We start from the raw sequence: 20,635 nt of genomic DNA, 5'->3' as shown, positions 1-20,635 counted from the left end.
GACTTATTTTGGGTAGGCGATCGCTTCCTTTAGGGAAACAAGGGGCGAATCGCTAAAATTATATCAGGACTTACGGTAATTTTCCGCGATCGCTTCCCCTTATGACCGCGATTCCCTCTCGTGAGCTTCGCGATCGCAGAAAATTTGAGCCAAGGGAGAACATTCCCAGTATATTTATTATCTATTCATTAAAAAATTTTACCAAAGGAGTCAATGTGTTTGGGGAGATTGCGGCATTAACAGCATCAGCAATTTGGGTGATGGCATCCAACTTGTATGACAGTTTAATCAAACAAAGAGAAATATCCTCACTGCAATTAAGTTTATATCGAGGAGTGATTGCTTTGCCTTTTCTGGGTCTAAGTTTATGGGTAACTCAAGATCCCCTGCCTGGGTTAAGTTTAGTCCAATGGACTTGTTTGATTCTGAGTGCGATCTTAGGCATTACGGTAGGGGATACGGCTTTTTTCTTTAGTTTAAAAGATGTGGGCGTCAAAAAAGCTTTACTCTTACAAACTCTGACTCCGGTTTTTGGAACCTTGCTGGCGTTTATTTTTTTGCAAGAAAAAATTTCTAGCTGGGGGGCGATCGGGATTATCCTGACTTTAATCGGCATTATCGGGGTAATTAATCATCGGACAATGGATCAAGAAGCTAGTAATTTAAGCCGAGGGATCGTTTGGGGGCTGATATCGACATCCACTCAAGGGTTAGGAGCGATTTTATTAAAATTTGTCTTAGCAACTACCACAGTTAGTCCTTTATGGAGTAGCAATATTCGCTTACTGAGTGGCATAATTATGGTGATATTCTGGTTAAATTGGCAGCAAGAAAGTAAATTGATGCCTCCCCTCACTTGGGGTGAATGGTTTCGTCTCAGTCTGGCGGCAATTTTAGGCACTTTTATCGGTTTATGGTTACACCAAACTGCATTTAAGTTCGCCCCAGTAGGGATTGCTTCAACTTTACTGAATACCAGTCCCCTATTTGCTTTATGCTTTGATTTGTTTTTGAAAAAGCCGGTGAGCTTACGGGATTTTGTTTTTGTGGTGATTGCTATGTTTGGCATTAGTTTAATTTTTACTAAATAAGCCTTTCAATTTAGGTTGAATCCTCCCGAAAATCTCGGAAAATCCGCTGAACTTATCTCTAGCTGAAGAGAACCCAACCAACTAGCCTATATGGCAGCCCTTTCCCCGCGATCGGGGGGATGAAAAATATCACTTTAGCCAAAAACTCCCCCCTGGGAATTGACCTTTGAATTGAAAAGCAGTGAAAGGGAGCGATCGCGGGGTTTTAGCAGGGTTATTCCAGAAGTCCTTGACCACAAACCAACCGCAGGTGATTCGGCATGGTGACTTGTAGTAGGCTGTTTTTTTTAGTTACAATAAGGAAATTTTATGTTAATAATGAGATCGGGGGTTAACTAGCCGTTTACAACATTCGTGCTGAAGCTGTCCCGATCTTAAATTTATGAATATTCGGCAAAAGACTTTATTACTAATTAGTTTGACTTTATCGGGTTTGATCGCAGTTATTATTATTATTTTTTACGAGATATTTATCAAAAGTTTTACCCAAATAGAGAAACAAAATACAGAAAAAAATGTAGAAAGAGTCCAAGAGTATCTCAGCGAAAGACTCAATGAGCTAAATTCTACTACTAAAGATTGGGCGAGATGGGATGATACATATAATTTTGTTAAAGCCCCCAACAAAACTTATCAAGATAAAAATTTATTTCCATCGGCTTTTGAAACATTGCAAATTAACTTAATGTTCTTTTATAATTCGCAAAACAAAAGCGTATTAAATTTGGCTTATGATTTTGAAGGTGGTGAATTTGTCCCTGTTTCACCGGAGTTAAATAAATATTTAACTCCAAATAGTATTTTATTAAACCACAAAACAGACCAAGATGAGTTGACGGGTTTACTTTTGGTGCAACAAGGGTTTTTGTTAATCGCTTCTCTGCCCATTTTAACCAGCGAACAAACAGGGCCGCGTTCCGGTACACTGATTATGGGGCGCTTAATTAATCAATCTAAGGTTGAGGAAATTGCCCAAAGAACCAAGTTGTCTTTAATTTTTCATCGAGTGGATCAAATTACTCCTGATTTAATGGGGGTTTTTCAAGAATTAACAAAAGAAACAAAACCCCCTAAAATTATCGTTGAACCGATTAACCAAGACAATATTGCTGGTTACTCGATTTTAAAAGATGTAAATGGTCAACCGATTATTTTATTACAAGTTACTCTAAATCGGGATATTTATCGCCAGGGTAATGTGGCGTTATTATCGTTAATTATTGCTTTATTAATAGTGGGAGTTTCTTTTGAGTTAATTACAATTATCCTAATCGATCGCTTAATATTAAAGCGGTTGATTTGCTTGAGTCAGGATGTGATAAATATTGGCTTTACCAATGATTTTGATCTGCGAGTGCAAATTCAAGGTCAAGACGAATTAACTAATTTTGCCGGTACGATTAACTGGATGTTAGATGAGTTGCAGAAGGAAAAACATAAAACGGAAAAATTACTGTTGAATGTTTTGCCTCATTCCATCGCTGAAAAGTTAAAGAATAATCAAGGGATTATTGCTGATAATTTTGATGATGTGACCATATTATTTGCTGATTTGGTGGGTTTTACCTCTTTAGCCGGTAGGTTGTCACCCTTAGATGTAGTGAATTTTTTAAATAATATTTTTTCCAGTTTCGATCGCTTGGCCGAAAAGTACGGTCTAGAAAAAATTAAAACTATTGGAGATGCTTATATGGTAGCATCTGGCTTACCAAATCCCCGACCAGATCATGCAGAGGCGATCGCGAATATGGCCTTAGAAATGCAAGGGATTATTAGAGAAATTTCTCAAGGGCAATCAGAAAGTTTTACTATGCGGATTGGGATTAATACGGGCAGAGTCGTTGCCGGAGTGATTGGCACGAAAAAATTTAGTTATGATTTATGGGGAGATGCGGTGAATGTGGCTTCCCGAATGGAATCTTCTGGGGAACCTGGTAAAATTCAAGTAAGTGAAACAACTTATGAAGTATTAAAGGATAAATATATTTTTCAAAATAGAGGATTGATTTCCGTAAAAGGGAAGGGAGAAATGTTAACCTATTGGTTAATCGGCGAAAAATCAGATTTGCCCTAGGCCCTAGGGGAATAACCCATTCTCGGAGATAATTTTTTGGTGAATATGGCAGATAAATCCCCTTGCTTCGATATTACTCCGCAACGCGACCCGATCGCGTCTTAGGGCTGATTTCCATAATCGGGATGTTTCGTTTGTGCTTAATTGCCGATCGCGCATTAGGATTATTTGCTATTGACGGTTACATGGTGATTTGGTGATGATTTTTCTGTAATTCCAGACAAACTATATTAAAATCCAAAATATTAACATCCAAAATTAGCCTAGGGTAATTATGAATCAACCGACTCAATCAGAAAATTCCGCACATTCTCCGACTGCTGGTGGGGGCTTACCCGTGATTCAATATTGGGTAGAAAAAACTGTATCCCCTCAAGGGTTGAAAATTTGGGAAAAGTTGCAGCATCAAAGTAGTTGTTTATCCTGTGCATGGGGGACTGGTGGACAAAAGGGTGGTTTCGTGAATGAAGCAGGAGAATATCTACAACGCTGTGCGAAAAGTGTAGAAGCGATCGCCGCTGAGTTACAAGAGGGGATTAAAGGCGATTTTTTTGAAAAATTTACCATTGACCAGTTACAAGAATTAGATTCCCAACAGTGCGATCGCCTGGGTCGATTAACCTATCCGGTTATATTCAGAAAAGGCAGCGATCGGTATCAGCGGATTAGCTGGCAGGAAGTCTATGATATCGCCGAAAAAGCCTTTAAAAAAAGTCCAGAAAGAGTAGCCAGTTATAGTTCGGGGCGATCGTCCAATGAAGCCGCATTTCTCTTACAATTAATGATGAGAGCATTAGGCAGTAATAACTTAGCGGATTGCTCAGATTTATGTCACGCCCCTTCTACCGTTGGCTTAAAAGAAGTGTTCGGCAGTGGCACATCAATGGTCAGCCTTGAAAGCCTCAAAGAGTCCGATTGTGTGGTTTTAATTGGGTCAAATGCCCCCGCAAATCATCCCCGGTTAATGAATGAATTGATTAAAATTCGGGAGAAAAACGGCAAAATTATCATTATTAATCCTCAAATCGAAGTGGGGTTAGTGAAATTTGCTTCTCCGGCTTTTCCTATCAAATCTTTACTCAAAGGCGGCTCAGAAATTTCTACCCTTTATCTCCAACCAATTCCCGGTAGTGATGTGGCGGTATTTGTAGGCATTCAAAAATCCTTACTAGAACAAAATTTAATCGACTTTGCCTATTTAGAACAGCATACAGACGGTTGGCAAGAGGTGATTAATCATGCTAAAAATACCCCTTGGCAAACCATTACCGATACTTGTGGTTTATCCCAAGAAGAAATAGAAGAAGTTGCCTATACTATTGGCAAATCAAGTAAAGTGGTTTTTGCCTGGGCAATGGGCATCACTCACCATACCAATGGAGTGGATAATGTTAAAAGTATTGCTAATACGGCTTTAGTCACTGGAAATGCCGGTAAATTAGGGGCTGGGACAATGCCCATTCGCGGACATTCTAATGTCCAAGGTTTTGGCTCAATGGGGGTGACAATTAGATTAAGTGAACCGATTAAACAAGCTTTGCAGCAAATTTTAGGGCAAACTGTTAGCGAAACTAAAGGTTATTCTGCCAGAGGTTTAATTAGTGCTGCCTATCACCATAAAATTGATACGTTGTTTTGTTTAGGTGGGAATTTATACGCCGCTAATCCTGATTTAACCGAAGCGAAACAGGCATTATCCAATATTGACACGGTATTTTATGTCGCTACTAAACCAAATTTAGGTCATTTTCATGGGTTAGGGAAAGAAAATACTCTGATTCTGCCGGTGTTTAACCGTTTTGAAAATCCCCACCGGACTACTACCGAATCGGGGAATAATTTTGTGCGGTTAAATGAACCGGGGACAACCCATCTGAATTCCCCAGAAACCGATTTAATTTCCGAGGTTGAATTAATTACAGAAATGGGCGATCGCCTCCTAGGGAAAACTCCGATTAATTGGCAGCGTTTACAGGACACCAGTTATATTCGAGAGTTAATCGCTAAAACTATTCCGGGTTACAGTAAAATTGGTGAAATTGACCAAAATCAGACCGAATTTACCATTGATGGGCGGATTTTTACCCAGCCTCATTTTGCCACTGCTAACGGTAAAGCCCAAATGAAAGTAACCCCTTTACCCCAGTTGACGATTCCCCATAAACAATTTTTTGGATTCGCCGAAGATAGTCCGGGAATTGTGTTAATTTTAGGCACGGGTCGAGGGTATGGGCAACATAACACGGTTGTGTATAATTCGGCGGACAAATATCGGGGAATGCCTCACCGTTACTGTATTTTGATGAATCAAGAAGACATAAAAAACGCCGGTTTTCAACCTCATCAACGGGTAAAAGTGCGAGGAGATGCGGGGGCATTAGATAAGATTGAAATTATTGCCGGTAATGTTTTACCAGGGACGGCATTTATGTTTTATCCCGAAGCCAATGTTTTATTTAAGGCACAGATCGATCCGTTGGCGGAAACACCGGCTTATAAAAGAGTCCCGGTTTTTGTCCAACCTGAGCAATAAACCTGAGCAATAAATTTAAGAAAGCTCATTTCTGAAGCTTTCCTATTCAGGATGCTTGTAGGTTGGGTTGAGGCACGAAACCCAACCTATAATTCATGGCTAACGGAGGGCGGCGAAGCATTCCCGCCGATAGTTTATGGTTAGAAGCGTAAATTTTTTGCGGGAATGCTTCGCCCCTACACGAAATAACGATAAATAACGATAAATAACGATTTTTGAAGACAGCATTTCAAAACCCCAAGACCCCTGGCGCTAACTAACGGCATTTACGCGATCATAGTTTTTACCAAAAATCTGTATAAATTAATACAAAAATTGGATGATTCTGGGTGAGTGCGATCGCGTCAATATCGCGTCCATCTCGCCGAAATCTTGCCTCGATCTATAGATCCACGTTCTGATCGAGGCTCAAACTGGTTTAAAATACACAAGACTGCTAGGGTTCGCCCTGGAATTAGCTGCTTGTGGTCATTATTTGAAGTTAGGAGATTAAAACACGATGGCTGGTGAAATTGCTAATGCTGCTTTTTTAGCCTTTTCTTTGATTTTAGTGGGTTTATCCCTCGGCTTTTTGCTGCTGAAAATTCAGGGTTCTGAAGAGTAAGCGGATCCCCCAGAGAGGGTTTCACCACCCTCTCAAACTTTATTATAACTAATAAATAATAACTAATAAGCAACAAAAGGGGAGCGGGGGAGCGGGGGAAGAGAGGGTGTAGGGTGTAGGGTGTAGGGTGTAGGGTGTAGGGGAAGAGAGGATGCATAGGATGCATAGGAAAGAGGATGCATAGGAAAGAGGATGCATAGGAAAATTCTCTATTCTCTTTTCTCTATTCTCTTTTCTCTCTTCCCCCCACACCGATGGCGGCCGATGGCGGCCGATGGCGGCCGATGGCGGCCCCAACCAACAACCAACAACCAACAACCAACAACTAACACCAAATTGATGAAAATTTTCGCTAAATTCAGTTTAATTCTGATTCTATGTTTTTCCCTATTGGTTGGTTTTGGCGCTTTCACTAGCCAACCCGCAGGGGCATTGATGGAAAAGACCTATGAAGCCCCTGGACAAGTGCTATATAAGTCTCGTCATAGTTTGCGCGATCGCAGTGGCAATGCGTGGCAATTAATCTTTTTTAAACGATCCACTGACACTGAGGTACTTAGTATTAGTTTGCGGTTGGTGGGGTTTCCCGGTGTGGTGGAAGTAGCGCATCCGCAACCGTTAAAACTGATTACGGATAGCGGTGAATTTATTGCTGAGGATATGTTTGCCCAAGAGTCCCCAGCCCCGAATGTGGGACAGTACGATTTAGAAGATATTTTATTTGATTTGCCCACCACTGGCTCGATTCGTTTGTTAATTCCTAACGAAAAAAATGACTATCCCCTGCGTTTACCGCCATCTTTGGTATTGGAATGGCAAAATTTGGTGAATTTCTAACATCCCAACTGGATTTTTCCGGCAGTTTACGGAATTTTGCGGCACAATTATCTTAGAGGATGCGTTTTGTTGCAGAAATAAATCAGAGCAAAATCAGAAAAATATGTCTTTAGAAGTCGATGTAAAGTTTAATTCCGTTTATGGGCCGGTGAAGTCTTGGCGATATGGCCGATCGCTGGGTATCGATCCCATTGGCCCAGTTTCTACTTGTTCTTTTAATTGTGTCTATTGCCAACTGGGGGAAATTGTCGATAAAACCCGCGATCGCCGGGTCTTTTTGCCCACAGCAAAAATCTTAGGAGATTTACAGCCCTTTGCCCCTTGGGATGTGGATATTGTCACCCTCAGCGGCAGCGGTGAACCTACTTTAGCCGCTAATTTAGGGGAGATTATTACCGAGATTAAGGCATTAACTCATTGCCCCGTTCTCGTATTAACCAACGCTACTTTACTCAACGATTACCAAGTTTGTCAAGAGTTAGCTTTGGCGGATAAAGTCTCGGTAAAACTTGATGGGGTTTCCCCAGACAAAATGCGCGGGGTTGACCGACCTGTTGCCGGTATTGAATTGCCCGATATTTTAGCGGGCATCAAAAAATTTAGCCAAATGTATGGCGGTGAACTGGGGATTCAAACTATGCTTTTGAACCCGTGGAAAAAGGAAGACCGAGAGGAATATATCAAATTAGTCCAGGCGATCGCCCCCACAGAAATTCAACTCAACACCCCCACTAGGCCGAAACCCTTAAAACATGAGTTAGAAGGACGAGGAAATCACGAACCAGATCGGCAATTTTCTTATCCAGTAAAAGTTTTAAAATGTGTTAGTTCGGATATTTTAAAACAATTTGCTGAAGAAATTACCGCCGCCACTGGGATTTTAGTTCGTTTTGCCCCGGCAAATTAACTGAGTAGTAGATAGTAGGTTGGGTTTCGTTCCTCAACCCAACCTACGAATAGAATACATTACAGCACTTTTCTATTGAATCTACCACAAACACCTGTAGGGGCGAAGCATTCCGTAGGGGCGATTCGCGAATCGCCCCTACGATGCTTAGAATATTGTACGGGCGTCCTTGCGAAGCCCATGCCGTCAGGCCTTATGGCCATTCGCCCCTACGGAATGCGCGGGTCAGATCATGGTTCAGTAAGAAAGAAAACCGCTGTAATTAACAATTAACATAAAATTGGCTAAAAAAATGAATAACTCAACCATAAATCCAACGGAAAATCCCGCCAACATTCCCCAGAACCACTTAAATATTATGGGCTATGTAGACGAATCAGAAGTCAACGGCCCCGGATATCGGGCAGTGGTTTGGGTACAAGGATGTAAACGAGAATGTGATGGCTGTTTTAATCCCGCTTCTTGGCCATTTGAAATTAAGCAATTAATTTCTGTGGATGAACTGGCTAGTCAAATTATCAGTAATCCCAAAAATCAAGGGGTGACTTTTTCTGGTGGTGAACCCTTTTTTCAAGCAAAAACTTTAGCAAAATTAGCGAAAAAAGTCAAGACTGCGGGCTTGAATGTAATGTCTTTTAGCGGCTTTACCTTAAAAGAATTACAAGGAGAAAATGCCCCAGAAGGTTCTCAAGAGTTACTGGCAGAACTGGATATTTTAGTAGATGGCCCGTTTGTTAAATCTTTGGCGGTTAATACTACCGATTCCCTGGTTTCTTCCCGGAATCAAAAGGTGCATATTTTTAATCCAGCGTTGGAAAATCAGCTAAACTGGGCCAGCGATCAAATGGAAATTCATGTGCTGAAAGATGGCAGTTATATTATTACCGGCTATCGCGGGCAGATGGATTTACAAAATAGATTAAGTTAAGGAATTACCCCCTCTACCTTTATCCTCCGTGTGACTCGGTGGTTTCCAGAGTCGAACCACAGAGTCACAGAGAACACAAAGAGAAAAAATTTATCTACTAAACAAGCGCTGGGCTAAATTAGCGATCGCCTCCCAAAAAAATTGGAACTCAGAAACCGGGTTTCTTCTCTCGGTGCCACAGTTAACTCTAATATCCCCAAAAGAAACCCGGTTTCTTGGCTTGGATCAAAAAACCGATCGCCGCCAAAAACAGCGATCGCCCCACAAAAAAAAGCGTACTATAATCATTGATGGGGTGTGGAGTTCTGGGGTGGAAGCCTACCGATAAAATGAGCGATCGCCCCCAAAAAAGCGATCGCCCCCCAAAAAAGCGATCGCCCATCAAAAAAGCGATCGCACATCAAAAAAGCGATCGCAATTTGTTGGTATGTTTTGGTTGGGTTTCCTGGCGTCAACCCAACCTACAGGCTACAGGCGATCGCTGTTGTAGCCCGTAGGTTGGGTTGAGGCACGAAACCCAACACAAACCCCAATATAACCATGTTATTCTTATCCTAACCATGTTATTTTTAAAAGTATGCGATATCGTCGAGCAAAAACACCGGGATCAACTTATTTTTTTACCCTTGTCACCCATCAGCGTCGGCCAATTTTGTGTCAAACTTAAAATATCAATTTACTCAGGAATGCTTTTCGATACGTTATCAAACAACATCCGTTTAAAATTGATGCAATTGTGATTTTGCCCGACCACCTCCATAAGATTTGGACATTACGGGAAGAGGATGCGTATTTTTCGACTCGCTGGCGGTTAATTAAAAGTTATTTTAGCCGGAAATGTAATGCTTGTTTTCAATGTAATATGACCGCATCCCGACATCATAAGGGAGAAAAAGCGATTTAGCAACGCCGATTTTGGGAGCATCAAATTAGGGGCGATCTAGATTTTGTTAATCATGTGGAATATATTCATTATAATCCGGTGCATTACGGATTGGTTCGGTCGCCGAAAGATTGGCAATTTTCGAGTTTTCACCGTTATGTTGAAGCAGGGGTTTATGATTTGATGTGGATGGCTGAATAAAAATTGATGTTTGATGATCATATTGGCCAAGAATAAATCGTAGGTTGGGTTGACAAAGGAAACCCAGCATCAAATCAAAATTAATTTGCTTAACCACAAGATTAACGTAGGTTGGGTTAAACGAAGAACAACCAAACCTACCATTGTTAAATATGTGAAAAAGCCACCATAATTATCTTTCTAGGGATGATTATGTTGGGTTTAATTCTTCAACCCAACCTACGGGCTACTGAGAAACTGGCGTATATTTCGGCCCGACTGGTATCGATGAGGATTTCTTGGCATAAATCCGAGTTTGTTGTGGGCTCATTTTTTTGCGGTAGATGAAAATGTTCAGGATAACCAATTATTTTAAATCTTATTTCTGCCGCGATGTTATAGACTAAAGTCTAGTATTTTTTCCTAGGTTTCTGCTTAAAATAGTTTCGTAGGTTGGGTTGAGGAACGAAACCTAACACACAGCGGTTTTCTGCCCTTGTAAACCACACCCGTCGGGGATTTTAATCCCCGTAGGGGTCAACGGCCGTTGACCCCTACAGGCGGTTAAAACCGACTAATTATGCTTGGTAGGGGTCAACAGCCGTTGACCCGTACAATAACCGTTGACCCGTACATAATTTTAGTCGGTTTTAACCGACTTGGGCTATTAGCCAGGGAATACGATTCCCTGGCGGTTATTCGTTCCTCAAACCAACCTAATGACATAAATATTAATAGTATCCGGATTGGGTTCGGGATGGTTTTTTATGAAGGAAAATCTGGCTTGGTATTCCAGTAATATCGACTATTTGCTCCAGTCGATCGCCTGTGTTCAAGGTTTACTGAATTCTCACATTGCTGAGTCGCGGGGTGAAGAAAGTTTAAGTTTGGACGATGATTTGGCAGAACTGGCAGATATTGCTGATGCTATGCATTTTTCCCCCAGGTTGGAAGAAGTTTGTCAGACTTTTGATTTATCCAATTTTGAACGGATGATTTTGCTTTGTTGTGCCGCACAAGCGATCGACCCTAACTTTCCCAACCTATTTGCGATCGCCCATAATAATGCCGAATTAAATTATCCCACTTTTCAACTAGCTTGTCAGTGTTTTCCCGAAGTTCATTGGGATGCTTTCACGGAGAATCGGCCTTTGCGTCGCTGGCAATTGGTTCATTGTGCTACCAGTCCTGAATTGCCTCGGGCTTGCTTACAAATTGATGAAGCAATTTTACATTATTTCATGGGAGAACCTTACAGCGATCCAATTCTTACTGGGGCGATCGCTCGTGAATTTGATTCCCCGGCATCGCCGATTTCTCTGCAACCTTCTTATCAAAAAATTGTTAACCAAATCATCGCTATTTTTCAATCCCCCCAAACCCAGGTGCCGATTATTCAATTATGCGGCACTTTGCGAGAATCCCAACGAGAAATTGCCGCAAATGTGAGCGTAAATTTAGATTTACCTTTGTATTTTATCCCCAGTGATGCTATCCCCAGCGATCGCACCGAAATTAAATCCTTAGTCATGCGGTGGCAGCGCTGGTATCTCCTCGAACCCAGTTTATTACTATTAAAAATTAAAGAATCTGGGGCAATGGCAGAAGGACAAAGAATCAGCGCGATCAACAGTTTTTTAGAATCATTAAAAGTGCCGGGTTTCGTTGCCACAGACCAAAGATTGTCCCTTTCCCATCCGGTAGTCATCACTTTTGATGTTGCTGGTTTAGAATATGCAGAACAACTCGATCTATGGCAAGGGGCATTACCGGATACTGAAGGGGAAATCGGCGAACAACTCGAACGATTAGCGGCACAATTTCGCTTATCCCCAGGGATGATTCAAACTGCCAGTGCTGCGGTAAAATTAAATACAGAATTAAATACAGAAGTCAATACAGAATTAGAAACATTAGAACCAAAAGAATGGGGCGATCGCTTATGGGATTTTTGTCGATTACAAGCCCGTCCGCACTTGGAAGGATTAGCCCAACGGATTAATGTTAAAACCTCCTGGGATGATTTAGTCTTGCCAGAACAAGAAAAAAAGATTTTAAAGCAAATTCTGGCTCAAATTCGCCAGCAAGCGAAAGTTTATCAAAAGTGGGGATTTGCCCGCAAAAATCAGCGAGGATTAGGATTAACTGTATTATTTGCCGGAACCAGTGGCACCGGCAAAACTACCGCCGCCGAAGTTTTAGCTTATGAACTGAATCTAGACTTATATCGCATCGATTTAAGTTCAGTAATGAGCAAATATATTGGGGAAACAGAAAAGAATTTACGCCGCATTTTTGACGCCGCAGAAACCGGCGGCGGAATTCTACTATTTGATGAAGCGGATGCCCTATTTGGCAAGCGAAGTCAAAGATAGCCACGATCGCCACGCAAATATCGAAGTTAGCTATTTATTACAACGCATGGAAGCTTATCAAGGATTGGCCATTCTCACCACTAATTTAAAAGAGGATTTAGATCAAGCTTTTTTGCGTCGGCTGCGTTTTATTGTCAACTTCCCCTTTCCCAAATCCCCCGAACGTAGCGAAATTTGGCAGCGGGCTTTTCCCCAAGAAACTCCTACTAAAGAACTCAATTATAAACGTTTAGGTCAATTAGATATTACCGGCGGAAATATTAAATCTATTGCCCTCAATGCTGCTTTTTTAGCCGCTGATGCCAATGAACCTGTGATGATGAAACATATCCTAGAAGCTACGAAAACCGAATATCTCAAATGGGGGCGATCGCTTTCCAATTTAGAAACCAAAGGATGGGATATTTCTTAGCGATCGCCCAAAATCTTATCTCTCTCTGTGGTTCTCTGTGTCTCTGTGGTGAAAAAACCAATGAATCAACCACAGAGACACAAAGGACACAGAGAAATTACCACTTAACTACAATTGATCGATGTAACAAAATCGTAAACAAACTACATAAAAAAACATTTTACTATGGTCAATTTTAAAGAGATTGTGAAGATAATTATTTTTCTTATTTGTTTGGGTAAATTGTGGTAAAATAAGGAGTATATCCCCCCTAATCAAGCATAAGATTAATTAATTAATCAACCGGGGAACCCTCACCATGTCACATTCCACCTTAGTTTTTATTGACCCTAACGTAGCCGATTATCCAACCTTAATCGACGCCATTCCCTCCGATGCGGAAGTGATTATCTTGGATGGCACCCGCAATGGCCTTGAGCAAATCACGGAACGGTTAGAACTAGCAGAAAATATCGCCGCGATTCATATTATTTCTCACGGGGAACAAGGCCGGTTTAAACTAGGGCAAGATACGATTGATGAGCAGCAGTTAGAAATCTATCGCCCGCAGCTACAACAGTGGCAAAACTCTCTAACTGCAAATGCGGATATTCTATTATATGGATGTGATATTGGGGCAGACCTTCAATTTATTTCAAAACTGAATCAATTAACCCAAGCCGATATCGCCGCAAGTGACGACAAAACCGGCTTTGGGGGCGATTGGGAATTAGAAACCCAAGTGGGCAATATCGAAACTGCACCCATTACCCCGACAAACTATGACTACATCCTGGCCCCTCCCACTGCCAATGCGGACAGCAAAGCGATTACAGGCAGTCTCACCAGCAAACAACTTGATGTCCTAGGCAACGACACCGGAACCGGGCGACTCACCGTGGAAAGTATCAACACCACGGGCACTAACGGCACTGTCATAATTAATGATTGGATTTATGTCGGTGGTCAATTCACCAGTATCGGCGGTCAACCTCGCAGCCGCATTGCCCGGTTAAACTCTGATGGTAGTGTCGATCCCACCTTTAACCCCAATGCGAATAGTGATGTCAATGCGATCGCCCTAGATAGCAGTGGCAACCCTTATGTTAGTGGGGCTTTCACCAGTATCGGCGGTGAAACTCGCAACTACATTGCCCGGTTATACCCCACCACGGGCGCTGCCGACCCTCAATTTAACCCTAATGCGAATAATTATGTTTGGGCGATCGCCCTAGATAGCAGTGGCAACCCCATTGTCGGTGGCAACTTTACCAGTATCGGTGGTGCAACTCGCAACCGCATTGCCAAGTTAGACCCCTCCACTGGTGCTGCGGATCCTCAATTTAACCCCAATGCGAATAGTGATGTCCGGGCGATCGCCCTAGATAGCAGTGGCAACCCCATTGTCGGTGGCGACTTCACCAGTATCGGCGGTGAAACTCGTAACCGCATTGCCAAGTTGAACCCCACCACTGGTGCTGCGGATACCACATTTAACCCCAATGCGAATGGTTATGTCTATGAAATCGCCCTAGAACCCATTGTCGGTGGCTATTTCAATAGTATCGGCGATCAAACTTACAACCGCATTGCCAAGTTAGACCCCATCACTGGTGCTGCGGATACTCAATTTAACCCCAATGCAAATGATTGGGTCTATGCGATCGCCCTAGATAGGAGTGGCAACCCCATTGTCGGTGGCAGCTTTACCAGTATCGGCGGTGAAACTCGCAACTACATTGCCAAGTTAAACCCCACCACCGGCACTGCGAATACTACCTTTAACCCCAATGCGAATAGTACCGTCGAGGCGATCGCCCTAGATAGCAGTGGCAGCCCCATTGTCGGTGGCAGCTTTACCAATATCGGCGGTGCAACTCGCAACCGCATGGCTAAGTTAAACCCCACCACTGGCACTGCGAATAGTACCTTTGACCCGAATGCGAATAATGTAGTCAGGACGATTACCATTGACCCGAAACGAGATATCCTCTACACCCCCACTGCCAACTTCAACGGCTTGGACAAATTTACCTACAATGCCCGCGATCGCAACGGGGTCAGCAGTCCCACCACCGTCACCGTACTGGTCAACGACTCCCCAGTCTTAGACAACACTGGCAGTCCCACCCTTAACCCGCAAAACCAAAACAACAATAACAGTAGCGGCACCTTAGTCAGTACCATCATCGCCAACTTGGGCGGCAGCAAAATCACCGACCCCAATGCCAGCGCTTTACAAGGCATTGCCATTACTGCCTTAGACACCACTAACGGCACTTGGCAATACAGTACCAATGGCACCACCTGGAATGCTTGCCCGACAGTTTCGGCAAATAGCGCCCTATTATTAGCCAGTGATACTAATACTAAAATCCGCTTTGTTCCCAATACGGATTATAACGGCACTATTGCCAATGCCATCACCTTTGCTGCTTGGGATCGAATTACGGGCACCAATGGCGGAACCGCCGACTACACCACAGACCGGGCAACTAATACCACCTCTAGTGTTTTTAGTAGTGCGACTGAAACCGCCAAGATTACCATCAACTCTGCACCAACCATTACCAGTGTAAAAGTTCCCACTGACGACAATTATAAAATCGGCGATGTTCTCACCTTTACGGTTAATTTTAGTCAAGCAGTCAGGATTACCGGCAGTCCAACTTTACCGATTATTTTAAATAATCGCGGTTTGGTTAATGCCACCCTTAATGGAACTGGTGCATCAGCGACTAGCCACAATTTCACCTATACAATTGCCTCTGGTGATTTAGCAACTAATGGCATCACCGTAGGCAATGCTTTAAACTTGCCCGCCGATGCCACAGCAACAATTCAAAATGTTAACGGCGACAACGCTATTTTAGATTTAAATAATGTCGCATCTACAGAAAATGTATTTGTGGATGGGGTTGTCCCAACTGTCACATTAACTTCTAATGCGGCTGACCTAGTAACAGATCCATTCAAAGTCACAGCAAATTTCAGTGAATCTGTCACCGGCTTCGAGGCAACAGATATTAAGGTGGGGAATGGCAAGGTCATTAAATTTACCCCAGTTGATGCTAAAAATTACACCTTTGATATCACTCCTATTGTTAATGGTAAAGTCACGGTAGATATTGCTGAAAATGTGGCGATAGATAATGCGAAAAATAATAATATTGCTGCAAATCAAATCACTCGAAATTCCAATATTATTCTCACTAATGTTAGTCTTAATGGTAATGAAGATACGGATATTGTCTTGACGGCAAACGACTTTATCAACGCATTTTTTGATGTAGACAATGACAGCTTATCGAAAATTAAAATAACTTCGCTTCCCGCTAACGGCATTCTTAAATTAAGCGACGCGGCAGTGAAAGTTAATCAAGAAATTGCGGCGGCTGACTTAAATAAACTGACTTTTACCCCGGATGTCAATTTTAACGGGAATACCAGTTTTACTTGGAATGGATTTGATGGGAAAATTTATGCAGATACCGATGCAACGGTTAACCTAAATATTGGCTTGATTAATGCCCCTAGTCTGAAAACTATCAGCAAGTCTGGAGATCAAAATAGTGAAATTGCTTTAGCTGAGACTGACTTTACCAATGCTTTTGCTGACCCAGACAATGATGGCTTATCCCAAATTAAAATAACTTCGCTTTCCGCTAACGGAATTCTCAAGTTAAATGGCACAGAAGTTACGGTTAATCAAGAAATTGCCGTTGACCAATTAAGTAATCTGACTTTTACGCCCAACACTAATTTTAATGGCAATACCAGTTTTACCTGGAATGGTTATGATGGCAAAACTTATGCCGATACTGATGCCTTGGTTCATGTATCCATTGGTAATATTAAACTGATTCAATCTTTATTTAGCACTGATGTGCAGGAAAATGGCGGATTTGATTTATATAAAGTCAAACTTGCCACTCAACCTACTGCTGATGTGAGGATTAATATTACCACCGATGGCCAAACTAATTTAAATAACTCAGGGAGTAACTCACCATCAAGTTCTTTAAAGGTATTATTTACCCCATCAAATTGGAATATTGCCCAAACTATCATCGTGACGGCGGTGAATGATAATGTTAAAGAAGGGTTGCGTAGTAGTGAGATTATTCATAGTATTACCAGTAGCGATTCTCAGTATAATAATTTAACGGTTAATTTAAGCGCTAATGTGAGCGATAATGATGATTTAGGAGAAGGGTTTGAGGGTGAAAATCGCCCAAATTTAGCAGGAACTAATCTGACCGATCGCCTCCTTGGAACTGTGGAAATGAATATTCTACATGGACGAGAAGGTAATGATTTTATTGATGGTCAAGGGGGGAGCGATCGCCTTTATGGTCGGGAAAATGATGACTATATTTTAGGAGGGGATGGCGATGATAAAATTTGGGGCGGTCAGGGCAATGATTATATTGAAGGTAGTGCAGGCAATGATTTAATGTTTGGGGAAAGTGGCAGCGATCGCCTGTTAGGAGGAGATGGCAGCGATCGGCTATTGGGTCATAAAGACAATGACTATTTATCGGGGGATTTAGGTGCAGATACCCTCACGGGAGGGCAAGGACGGGATGTATTTGCGATCGGGTTAGGCATGGGCGGATTGACATTAGAATCAGCAGATGTTATTACTGATTTTAATGTGCAGGAAGATTTTATTGATTTAATGGATTCTGCCACCGAAGAGGGCTTAAATTCTGAATCCTTAAATATTACCCAAGGAACGGGAAATCATGCTAACGATCTCATCATTCAGCATCAAGCAACTGGGGAATATCTAGCCATTTTACAAGGAGGTCAAGGGATTGAACCTAATTTAATTCAGTTTATTTAAGATATTAACCACAGAGACACAGAGGACACAATGCTGGCAAGTCGCACATTGTTTTTTGTGATACAATAAAATAAAAAAAAATAAAAATATAGAGAGAAACCGAAAGTTGTGAGTTACGATAACGCTTGCAAATTTATGGTTGATCGCTATCCGGAAGATTTTATCCGCTATTTTCTCTCGGTAGATCCCGCAGATGTTTCAATTCTTAAAACCGAGTTAACCATTGAACCCATTCGTGCGGATTCTGTAGCCTTTATCAAAGCAGGAAATCGCATTGCTCACCTGGAATTTGAAACCCTGCCAAAAAGCGATCGCACTCCCATTCCTTTGCGAATGTTGGATTATTACACTCGATTAAAGCGGCAGTACAACTGTGAAATTCAACAACTGGTAATTTTCTTAAAAGAAACCAGTTCACCTCTGGTATTTGAGAACCAATACCGAGACACGAACACCGAACACCGCTATGGGATTATCCGACTTTGGGAACAAGACCCAGCGCCGTTTTTAGCCAACCGAGGGTTATTACCTTTAGCCCCTCTTACTCGGAGCGAAAACCCCCCTACCCTTCTGCAACAAGTGGCCAAAGAATTGGCTAAGATATCCTCAGAAGAGGAACGGCAAAATATCTCTGGTTGTACGGAGATATTGGCCGGGTTACGCTATGAAAAAGATTTGATTCGTCAACTATTCCGAGGAGATATTATGCAAGAATCGGTGATTTATCAAGAAATTATCCAAACTGGACGCCAACAAGGAGAAGTTGCGTTAATTAAACGCCTACTGTCGCGGCGGTTGGGTAATATTGACTCAGCAATATTACAAGGAATTGAGAGATTATCTATCCAACAACTAGAATCATTAGCCGAAGCGTTATTAGATTTTACTACGATGGAAGATTTACTGATTTGGTTGAATCAATCTAATTAAATCCATCTGATACCACTTTCAAATCGCCCTCACCCCAAGCCCTTTTGCGAGGGCGCAGGGCTTTGAGAGAATTTTAAGATTTTTTTATTAAGAGGAGATATTATGCAATAATCGGTGGTTTTTGGTCAAAATTATCTCCTCTCTGTGACTATTTGTGTCTCTGTGGTGAAAAAAAACCAATGAATAAACCACAGAGACACAGAGGACACAGAGAAAAAAGTGGGGTGTACTCTACGAACCAAAAAATTTTTGATTTGGGCGTATTGTTTAGTTAATCAGGTATTTGTATAATGAAAAGAAAAATTACTAATTTTGAGGGTCTTCGCTAGTTGCCAACCACATCCCCCTTTTATTCCTTATTCCTCGTAGTCTTTTTCCTGACCCTAGGAGTCAATAAGGGTCTAGTCTTTGCCCAAACAATTACCCCAGCAACAGACGGGACGGGAACTGTTGTCACTACTGAGGGAAATCAGATTAACATTACCGGGGGTAAAACTTCTGGAGATGGGGCAAATTTATTTCACAATTTCCAAGAATTTGGACTGAGTGATGGACAAATTGCCAACTTTTTATCGCGTCCAGAAATTGTCAATATTCTCGGACGAATTTCTGGGGGTAATCCATCGTTAATTAATGGTTTAATTCAAGTTAATGGTGGAAATTCTAACCTCTTTTTGCTCAATCCGGCAGGCATAGTATTTGGTCAAAATGCTGCCTTAAATGTCCTCGGTGATTTTACCGCCACCACTGCCACCAGTTTAGGCTTTGATGCCGGAATATTGCAAGTATTCGGCAATAATAATTATACCACATTAGTCGGGAATTTGATTTATTTTTCTTTTGACAATATTCAGCCAGGGAGTCTGATTAATTTTGCCGATTTAGCGGTGCGATCGGGACAATCTTTATCTTTAATTTGCAGCGCCATACTCAGTACCGGGTCGAGCGCTGCCCCCCAAGGGAATCTGATTATTACTGCGGTTCCAGGGGAAAGTATTTTGCGGATTAGTCGGCCCGGACATTTACTTAGTTTAGAAGTGAGTTTATCCAATTTAAAAACTGAGGCTTTTAATCCACTTTCTCTCCATGAATTATTAACCGGGGGTGGCAATATTATTGATGCCAACCAGGTGACAGTCAATGAAGCGGGGCAAGTAGTTTTATCCGGTTCTGCCTTGGGGATACGCAATGGGGATGTGGTGCTTCACCCCACAAATCAATCAAATCAATCGGCAACAATTATCTCAGGAAATGCTAGTTTATCCGCTGCTAATAATTTAAGTTTATTCGGGATTGAAATCCAAACTAGCCAAGATTTAAATTTATTGGCGAAAAATACGCTGATTGTTCGGGATAGTCAAAACCCATTTTCCGCGATCGCAGGCGCAAATATGAATCTAACTGGACTGCAAAAAATTGATATTTTCGCCCTGAATTCTGTCAACCAAGGCGCAACTTTTCAGGCAGGGGGTGATATTACCTTAATTAGTGGGGGAAATATTGCCACCGATGCTCATTTTGCCACGGAGGGCAATTTCTTTATTCGTACTGTAGCTGGCGATTTCGGTGATTTTATCAGTTATTATGACCCAATTATTAGTGCTGATGGTAATGTGAGTTTTGATGAATATACTGGGGTTTCCTTAAAAGTAGAAGCCACGGGAGGAATTGATGCCGGGAATATCATCATTACTAACCCAGATGTGACTTTATCCGGTTCTCCGGATCCTGATGCGGAAATCTTGGCCAATTCCCCAGCATTAATTTTAAGATCCGGCGTTTCTAGTCTGAGTAATCCGGCGAACATTCCCCCTGATTTGACCGTGGTAAACACCGCGTTTCTCTCTGACTCCGAGCAACTTAATCGTGATATTTCTGTGAGTCAGATTTCCACTCCAGGGTGGCCGGTGATTATTAACTCAGGCGGCCAATTAATCATTGACCGAATCGTCACCCAAGGAGGAGATATTAATCTTTTTGCCCAGGGTAATATGCAAATTATGGGCTTGTTAAATTCACTTCAGGTAAGCCCAGTATTACATTGAGATGATTT

Annotated in this window: 15 protein-coding genes; all 15 read left to right on the top strand. The window is 42.0% G+C overall.

The features are described from left to right. Positions 1–101 precede the first annotated feature (101 nt). The 15 genes from ABWT76_RS29655 (at position 102) to ABWT76_RS29585 (ending at position 20,627) form a co-directional block, all read left to right on the top strand. Complete coding sequence (locus tag ABWT76_RS29655) at positions 102–1,091, top strand: DMT family transporter (protein WP_054467964.1); 990 nt, start codon at positions 102–104, stop codon at positions 1,089–1,091. A gap of 382 nt (positions 1,092–1,473) precedes the next feature. Beyond that, entirely contained in the window at positions 1,474–3,165 is a 1,692-nt protein-coding gene (locus ABWT76_RS29650; protein ID WP_190876777.1) for an adenylate/guanylate cyclase domain-containing protein, read from the top strand. A gap of 62 nt (positions 3,166–3,227) precedes the next feature. Then, on the top strand, positions 3,228–3,365 hold the full coding sequence (locus ABWT76_RS29645; protein WP_156331889.1) for a hypothetical protein: 138 nt from the start codon (positions 3,228–3,230) through the stop codon (positions 3,363–3,365). Positions 3,366–3,439: 74 nt separating this feature from the next. Beyond that, on the top strand, positions 3,440–5,698 hold the full coding sequence (locus ABWT76_RS29640) for an FdhF/YdeP family oxidoreductase (protein WP_354635385.1): 2,259 nt from the start codon (positions 3,440–3,442) through the stop codon (positions 5,696–5,698). A 499-nt stretch (positions 5,699–6,197) separates the two neighbouring features. Then, positions 6,198–6,302: a PetM family cytochrome b6-f complex subunit 7 gene (locus tag ABWT76_RS29635; RefSeq protein WP_054467968.1), complete on the top strand. Its 105-nt coding sequence runs from the start codon at positions 6,198–6,200 to the stop codon at positions 6,300–6,302. A gap of 435 nt (positions 6,303–6,737) precedes the next feature. Then, entirely contained in the window at positions 6,738–7,139 is a 402-nt protein-coding gene (locus ABWT76_RS29630; RefSeq protein WP_354635384.1) for a DUF3122 domain-containing protein, read from the top strand. Between the two features lie 103 nt (positions 7,140–7,242). Continuing rightward, on the top strand, positions 7,243–8,046 hold the full coding sequence (locus ABWT76_RS29625) for a radical SAM protein (RefSeq protein WP_054465602.1): 804 nt from the start codon (positions 7,243–7,245) through the stop codon (positions 8,044–8,046). Between the two features lie 292 nt (positions 8,047–8,338). Beyond that, a complete protein-coding gene (locus ABWT76_RS29620) occupies positions 8,339–8,974 on the top strand; it encodes a 4Fe-4S single cluster domain-containing protein (protein WP_354635383.1) in 636 nt (211 codons plus the stop codon). A gap of 172 nt (positions 8,975–9,146) precedes the next feature. Further along, the gene (locus tag ABWT76_RS29615) at positions 9,147–9,302 is read left to right on the top strand and encodes a hypothetical protein (protein WP_354635382.1); all 156 of its coding nucleotides are present in this window, start codon (positions 9,147–9,149) and stop codon (positions 9,300–9,302) included. A 1-nt stretch (position 9,303) separates the two neighbouring features. Further along, positions 9,304–9,471 carry a hypothetical protein gene (locus ABWT76_RS29610; protein WP_354635381.1) on the top strand — a complete coding sequence of 56 codons (168 nt, stop codon included), beginning with the start codon at positions 9,304–9,306 and terminating at the stop codon, positions 9,469–9,471. Positions 9,472–10,804: 1,333 nt separating this feature from the next. Then, on the top strand, positions 10,805–12,412 hold the full coding sequence (locus tag ABWT76_RS29605; RefSeq protein WP_354635380.1) for an ATP-binding protein: 1,608 nt from the start codon (positions 10,805–10,807) through the stop codon (positions 12,410–12,412). Then, positions 12,390–12,824, top strand: coding sequence for a hypothetical protein (locus ABWT76_RS29600; RefSeq protein ID WP_354635379.1), 435 nt, complete (start codon positions 12,390–12,392; stop codon positions 12,822–12,824). Before ABWT76_RS29605 ends, ABWT76_RS29600 begins: the two co-directional genes overlap by 23 nt. A 298-nt stretch (positions 12,825–13,122) precedes the next feature. Further along, entirely contained in the window at positions 13,123–17,652 is a 4,530-nt protein-coding gene (locus tag ABWT76_RS29595) for a DUF4347 domain-containing protein (RefSeq protein WP_354635378.1), read from the top strand. Positions 17,653–17,787: 135 nt separating this feature from the next. Beyond that, positions 17,788–18,582 carry a DUF4351 domain-containing protein gene (locus ABWT76_RS29590; protein WP_354635377.1) on the top strand — a complete coding sequence of 265 codons (795 nt, stop codon included), beginning with the start codon at positions 17,788–17,790 and terminating at the stop codon, positions 18,580–18,582. A gap of 329 nt (positions 18,583–18,911) precedes the next feature. Further along, complete coding sequence (locus ABWT76_RS29585; RefSeq protein ID WP_054465593.1) at positions 18,912–20,627, top strand: filamentous hemagglutinin N-terminal domain-containing protein; 1,716 nt, start codon at positions 18,912–18,914, stop codon at positions 20,625–20,627. Positions 20,628–20,635 lie beyond the last annotated feature (8 nt).

The organism is Planktothricoides raciborskii GIHE-MW2 (assembly GCF_040564635.1).
Lineage (GTDB): Bacteria > Cyanobacteriota > Cyanobacteriia > Cyanobacteriales > Laspinemataceae > Planktothricoides > Planktothricoides raciborskii.
The sequence above is the reverse complement of the archived record's forward strand: the minus strand, read 5'-3'. Positions and strand labels throughout refer to the sequence as shown.